The following is a 1,449-nucleotide window of genomic DNA, read 5'->3' as shown; positions in this document are numbered from 1 at the left end:
TCTCCGTGGCGCCGCCAAGCAGATTCAAGCCAATTTTATCGCTGTTGATGCTTTGACTTGGGCCGAGCGCCGTCGGTGTCGTGGTTTGTGCCAGCGCTTTACCTGCATCCCCTACGCCTTGCAAGATCCCCGCAATGCCGGCCATTTGAACGATCTTACCGTTTTTCAAAATGGTGGTACCGCGAATACCATTGCGACCAAAGTTAAACACGGTCGCATTGACGGGGATATCGAGAATATCGCCATTGGGTTGTATGCAGCTCATTCTACTGGTGCGAGCGACGCCGCGGCTGGATGAGATCTCACCGTAGACGGCGCCGGTGATCGTGCAATCCTTCAATTTAGAGGCCTGACCGTTGGGTAAGACCCCCTGATTGACTGTCTGAAAGACAATCGGTGAGGTATCCCCTTGTCCAGAGACGCCCCCATTAGCATCAGCGCCGCCGGTAATTACGGCGGTCACAAAGGTGCCGGTTGGCACGTAGTTATCGGTCGTGCGACGGGATTGTTTCTCCTCGACACTGGCTTGCCAGTGAAATTCAAAGCTATCAAAGGCATCACCACTAAAGGCCACATCATCTTGCTCTTGGTACTGGAACTCATTCACCTTGGCGTTATCCATGTTGCTATTAATGGCCGGTCTTGGGGGCAGTTTGTATTGGCCAAAGGTGTCTCCCTGGTTGGTCTCGATGCCGTGTTGAGTCGAAGGATCGCCTGCCTTGAGGGTTGAGGCTAATTGCGTCTCAAGCTGCGCCTTGAGCGCGTCAACTTCATCGAGCTTTTGTTGCATCTGCTGCTCAAGCTCTGTCAGTTGCGATTTTGTATCGCGCTCATTGGCCTTTTTAATGTTCTCTAACTCAGAGGTTAAGCTTTGTCCAAAGCGACTTAATGTGCCTTCAAACCGCGCTAAGCTTTGTTCTATTTGGTTGATTTTGTCTTGTTGAAACGTCAGGGCGGACTGGTTGTCTTTGTCGGTAAAATCATCGGTGACGACAGCGCCAAATCCGACATCTTGAATGCCCTTGCTTGGCGCTTGGGGAGACAGTGTTAACCGCCAAACAACAAAAGCCAGGGCGGTCAATATCAGCAATACCGTGAGCGTAATGGTGCGATTGCGCTTTCTTGTCACGGCATTGATCGTGCCGCCGTCTTCAAAGTCCCCGTCGGTGTCTTTGAAGACGCGTTTCTTAAAACGGCCCAAGGCGTCTTTTTGTTTATCGAGCATGGGTGGCGCCTCCTCCAGTAATGAGATAGAGCGTGGTAGTTTGCCCAGGTTTTAATTGATAGGCATCGAGCGCGGCTGAGCGTGCGGAATAGCTGTAGAACTGCGCGGTGGTCAGCGCCATGTCACTGCGGCTTTGATTTTTGAGCTGATAAACCACCCCAGAATAATGACGGCCCACGAAGACCGTTTGAGGGATGATGGCCAGTGACGCTTCATCTTTGGGT

2 protein-coding genes are annotated in these 1,449 nt (G+C 52.0%); both read right to left on the bottom strand.

Translation table 11 applies throughout. The features are described from left to right. The coding region (locus ACED25_RS23375; protein WP_371696266.1) for a TrbI/VirB10 family protein at positions 1-1,225 on the bottom strand (1,225 nt) is incomplete at its 3' end. Beyond that, on the bottom strand, positions 1,215-1,449 hold a 235-nt coding region (locus tag ACED25_RS23370), incomplete at its 5' end, for a type-F conjugative transfer system secretin TraK (protein ID WP_371696264.1). The genes ACED25_RS23375 and ACED25_RS23370, both read right to left, overlap by 11 nt.

Origin of the sequence: Vibrio sp. 1F263, from assembly GCF_041439035.1 — a bacterium.
Lineage (GTDB): Bacteria > Pseudomonadota > Gammaproteobacteria > Enterobacterales > Vibrionaceae > Vibrio > Vibrio tasmaniensis_A.
Note: the sequence above shows the minus strand (reverse complement) of the source record. Positions and strands in the feature narration are given on the sequence as shown.